The sequence below is a fragment of the Helicobacter pylori genome (assembly GCF_011140715.1).
In the GTDB taxonomy this organism is placed as follows: domain Bacteria; phylum Campylobacterota; class Campylobacteria; order Campylobacterales; family Helicobacteraceae; genus Helicobacter; species Helicobacter pylori_DA.
Genome location: NZ_SFZZ01000041.1, coordinates 1 through 4,933, shown reverse-complemented (window position 1 = coordinate 4,933; position 4,933 = coordinate 1). Strand labels below are relative to the sequence as shown.

Genomic DNA, 4,933 nt, shown 5'->3' with positions numbered 1-4,933 from the left:
CTTCCAAACTCCCATGATTTGAAAGTTCTTGCGTCTATTTCATTGTTTTCTAAAGCGGTGTTTAAAGCTTGTTCTTCGTTTGCATTTAAAGGCTGTAGTATTTCTTTTTCTTTTTTAGGGATTTTAAGTTTTTTGGCAATATTTTCATTAAAAATCCCCAATGAATGATTATAAGTTCTAACTAAAAAGCTTTCTGTTTTATTGATGGGCAAGTGTGCGACATTTTTTCTAATGGCATACTCAGTGGTCTTATTGATATTTTTATTGTGCAAAACCGCTTCTATTAGGCATTCTTGTAAAAATTCCTTATGACTAGGTCTTAGATTACCTTTTTTGTTGTTGATCATCAATAAAAGCACTTGCATTTCTTCATTAGTCATGCTGTTTTTAGCTCTGTCTTTTAGGAATTTTTTAAATTCCTTATCGCTAAATCGCTTGTTAGAGCCTTTTTCTTTTTCATTAAATATGATTTTTAGCTTCTTCAATGCGACTTTTTAAAACACTAACGCCTAAAGAGTGGTTAAAACCCAGTGTTTCTTTTGGTTCTTTTTCCTTGCTTTCCAGTTCTTCTTCTTTTGAAGCTTCTTTTTTGTCAAGGGGAACAAGTTCGCCGTTTTCCTTGTGGTCTTCATTGTTTTGCAATCCGCTTTCTCTTTTTTGATCTCTAATAGGAATAATCTCTTGTTTTTCTAAGTTTTCTAAAGATCTAGTGAATGCGTCTAATAATTCGCTTGAGTTTTCATCATTGTCAAGGCTGGGATCATAATCTCTATTGGTTTGATAAAATTCTAGTTGCTCTTTAAAAGAGAGACTGTTTAACTCTTGCATGAATTCTTTGACTAACTCGTTATCTTGGGCTTTTATCACCTCATTTCTATCTTTAGCGAAAGCCAAATCTTTTATAAAGGCTTTCATCATGTCTTTAGATTTATCATTAGAACCAAACATCTCATACCAATACAGAAAAATGCTTTTAAGGTCTTTGAGATTTTTTCTTGCTTTGTCTATCATGATGGGTTACCTTTCAATACCGCTAGAAGCTTTATTTTTCTTTTGATAGCTTTGAGATTGAGAGCGTGTTTGGGTTTGTTGCTTTGTTTCATTTGCTAATTGATTGTATTTTTCATTTTTAAGCAGAGTGTAGCTACGCATTCTTTCCAATAAAGCTTCATTCCTGTTATCTGGAGACAAATCTCTATGCAAATCTTCGTAAATAATGTTTGTCCTGTCTTTTCTTTCTTGCGAATAATCTTTTTGATGGAAGAGCCTAGTCTTATAGGCATAGTTTAAGAGCTTATCCAAGTTTAAAGGTTTGATTTTTTCCTTGTTAATGCTTGGAAACATTTCTACATTATAAACAAACTTGAATTGCGCTTGGGGTTCAATGTCTCTGTAAGCAGGTTTGAACACCTTTTGACCATTTTCAATGACAGCAAACTGCTTGTGTTTAGGTTTTTTAGTGTTTTTATCAATCACTAATTCGCCATTATTATCCACTAAAGGCACAGGCTCTTTGTTTTTAATAAACATCAAACGAACAGGCGAGATTTCTTTATTTTGAGTGGCTTTAAAAATCGCATCTCTTTCTTCTTTGCTCGCTCCAAGCATTTTAGCTTCCTCTAAACTCACCCATGCATTACTTTGAAACCCTAAGCGGTTTTTTTCCATATCTAAAAGCATGTCGTTAAGATTGTAATAAGGTTCGCCATTTAAAGCGTTATGCCCTCTTTCTTTGTTAGCTACTATTTCAGGCTTGTCCCAAAAAGGCGAGTTCTTTTCTTTCAAACCCTGAATGATCCTTGTTTTAACATAGTTGATTTGACCGGATTTAGCTTTAAGTAAAGCTTCTTTGCTTTCTGAATTCTCTTGGGTTGCTTGGGTTCTTTGCGCGTTAGTTTCTTCTAGATTGTGTGAATAGTTTGAATTTTGTGGTGGCTCTTGCTTAAGCCCTCCCCTTTCCATAAGTATGTTTTGCAAATAATCAATCATGCCATTGATTTGCGCATCGCTTAAGTTGTTAAGATTATTCATCTTCTTCTCCTTGTGGGTTAGATTTTGCAAAATCTCTTTGAGCGATGTATTCTTCGTGTTGGGTTTCTACGCTCAATTCATCGCAAAACCCAGCTTCATAGAAAGCGTCTTGTTCTAATGTGTTTTCATTTTCTTGCATAATAGCTCCTTAAAAATATTGATGAGGAAAAACTTGCCATAAGTAAGGTAAATGAAAAAAGGCACATGGATTTTAAAAAATGCTCTAATTTTGAAAAAAATGTGCGTTTCTTTATTTCTCAAATTTGGTTTTACTTATAAAAACCTACTCTAAAGGATTACACATGCAAAAAAAGAAACCCAAAAACCCACAACCGAATTTATTTAGCATCTTAGATAATGGCGATATTGCAACAAACAATCTTATTGAAGAATCAGACAAGGTCAATGAAACACAAGAGTCACTCCCTTATGTCGTAAAAACTCAAATCAATACAGCAAGAATGATTTCTAGAAATCCTATTGAATGGGCAAGGTATTTAAGCTTTGAAAGACGAGTGCATAAGGATAATAGTAGAGAAGATGTCAATTTCTTTGCTAATGGTGAGATAAAAGAAAGTCCTCGTGTTTATGAAGCGAATGAGGAAGGGTTTGAAAGGCACATAACTAAAAGATACGATCTGATTGATACCATAAGAAATAAAGAATTTTTTTCAAAAGAAATTGACATTTTAACCCACAAAAACAGCTTAGAAGAATTGAAAGAGCAAGGTTTAGAAATCCAATTGACCCACCACAATGAAACGCATAAGAAAACCTTAGAAAATGGCAATGAAATCGCTAAAGAATACGACTATCTTAAAGATATTTACCGAGAAGCAGAAACAACAAAAGATGGTAAATTGGTAAGAGAAATAATCCCCAGTATTTCTAGCGATGAGTATTTTAAGCTCTATAACAAACTGCCTTTTGAATCAATAAACAATGAAAATACCAAATTGAATACTAATAACACTATTAAAAATACAATAGAGACTAATACTTCTAACAATATTATTAAAAATAATGATAATAATCATCCAAATTTAAGCTTGGCTGATTTAGAATTAGAGCGACAAAATTTAGGAGAACCAAATGGAGAAGAAAGAACAAATCGCGCAGATGAGCCGAATAGAACTAGAGCAGGAATTCCGCAAGAAATTCACCGCAGAAGCGAACATGGAGGACGACAAGAGGGAGTGGAGCGATCGAGTGATGAAGAACTTTTACACCAAGACTCTAGTTTATTTATTGAGCCTAGAGAGCAGGGAGGAACAAGAGGAGTTTATAGATCTAGCGACCAACAGGCAGTTTCAGAAAAACCCCATAGAGAGCGAGATAGATTACATGAACATGTATTTGGAGGAGATAGAGTATCAGCAAGAGCGGATGGCAATGGCGCATCAAGTCAAGCAAGCCGAATGGAAAATGGAGCAAGAAGCGAAGAAAAAGGGGATAATCCCCCAAATGAGAGAGGAATACCACAGACACCGCAATCCCCATCTCATCAACAAAATAGCTCCAGAGATTTGGGGCTTTCTCTCTCTAGAGAACAGCCAGGACAGACTGGACGCTTACGCCTTTTTGATCATGGACAGGTGGGCTCATTATTTCCCACAGACCATGAAAACCAAAGATCGCAGAACGATAACGAGCTTGATAAAAGCAGTGATAGAGCAAACGAAAATGGAGACAGAAGCCCTAGACAGAATGGGAGCGCAAATCAAGAGGGCGCAAGGAGTGAGCGATTTGGAATTGCTCAAGGAAGCTCAAATCAATCAGTATTATTACCTGCTCAAAGCCGATCACATCTTGCAGGACTCAGCGCACCAAATGGACTTAGAGACCTTGAAAAAAACAGGGATCAAGAGGGAAGACTTTTATCAAATTTAAACCATTTAGAAAGCTTGCTTAACGCTATTAGAAACAACACCATAGCGAGTGAGCCTGATTTTAGATCCAGGCTCTTAGAAGCTATTTACCACAACGAGCCTTTAAAGGATAGTATTGTAGGAACACAACTCCTTAAAGACCCTACGACTAAAATCTTCTATGATAAATTCCAATTAAAAATCAGCCCTAAAAAAGTCTTAGAGATTTTAGAAAATCGCATTCAAAAATCCATTGAAACAGCGAACGAAGCCTTAAACGCATTCAACATGCTGGATAGTCAAGCTATTGATAAAAACGCTATCTCTAATAATAGCGTAGGATTAAATCCCACACAAGAGAACCACATAACAGACAAGAGCGCAGAGTTGAATAACACACAAGAACAAACCACACAAGAACAAACCGCGCAATCCACGCTAGCCATCCCCCTTAATCCTAAAATGGATTTTAAACCGAGCGAAGAAGTTTTAATCAAGGGGGCTAAAACCCGCTATAAGGCTAACATTGAAGCCATTAGGCTTTTAAAAGAATTGCAAGCCAAACAAGAGATCTTAAAAGGCGATTATTACGCCACTTTAAAAGAGCAAGAAATCCTAGCGCAATTTAGCGGATGGGGCGCTTTAGAGAGCTACTTTAAAAAAGATCAACGCCCTAAAGAATTTGAAGAATTAAAAGCCTTACTCACTAAAGATGAATTCAGAAGAGCTTATTCAAGCACAAGAGACGCTTACTACACCCCTAAATTGGTTATTGATAGCATTTATCAGGCTTTAGATCAATTAGGGTTTAATCAAAATAACCATCCAAAAGAAATCTTTGAACCCAGTTTAGGCACAGGCAAATTCATCGCTCATGCGCCAAGCGATAAGAATTACCGCTTTATGGGAACAGAATTAGATCCTATTAGCGCTAATATTTCTCAATTCCTCTACCCTAATCAAGTCATCCAAAACACCGCTTTAGAAAACAATGAAATAGACGCAAGAACTTTCAAATCATGGGAGTTTGGAAG

The 4,933-nt window shown here is 36.0% G+C and carries 3 protein-coding genes and 1 pseudogene; 1 reads left to right on the top strand and 3 read right to left on the bottom strand.

The window, feature by feature from the left end:
• The 3 genes and pseudogenes from EWZ81_RS04030 to EWZ81_RS04020 form a co-directional block, all read right to left on the bottom strand.
• Nucleotides 1-1,011, bottom strand: a pseudogene (locus EWZ81_RS04030) (hypothetical protein); the annotation flags it as partial.
• 6 nt (nt 1,012-1,017) lie between these two features.
• A complete protein-coding gene (locus EWZ81_RS04025) occupies nt 1,018-2,031 on the bottom strand; it encodes an ArdC-like ssDNA-binding domain-containing protein (RefSeq protein ID WP_165549099.1) in 1,014 nt (337 codons plus the stop codon).
• Nucleotides 2,024-2,170 carry a hypothetical protein gene (locus tag EWZ81_RS04020; protein ID WP_021173276.1) on the bottom strand — a complete coding sequence of 49 codons (147 nt, stop codon included), beginning with the start codon at nt 2,168-2,170 and terminating at the stop codon, nt 2,024-2,026. The genes EWZ81_RS04025 and EWZ81_RS04020 overlap by 8 nt, the downstream gene beginning before the upstream one ends.
• A 163-nt stretch (nt 2,171-2,333) precedes the next feature.
• On the opposite strand from EWZ81_RS04020, the gene EWZ81_RS04015 reads away from it, so the two are divergent.
• Nucleotides 2,334-4,933, top strand: a 2,600-nt coding sequence (locus tag EWZ81_RS04015; protein ID WP_524537610.1) for a class I SAM-dependent methyltransferase, incomplete at its 3' end; no start/stop codon positions are given.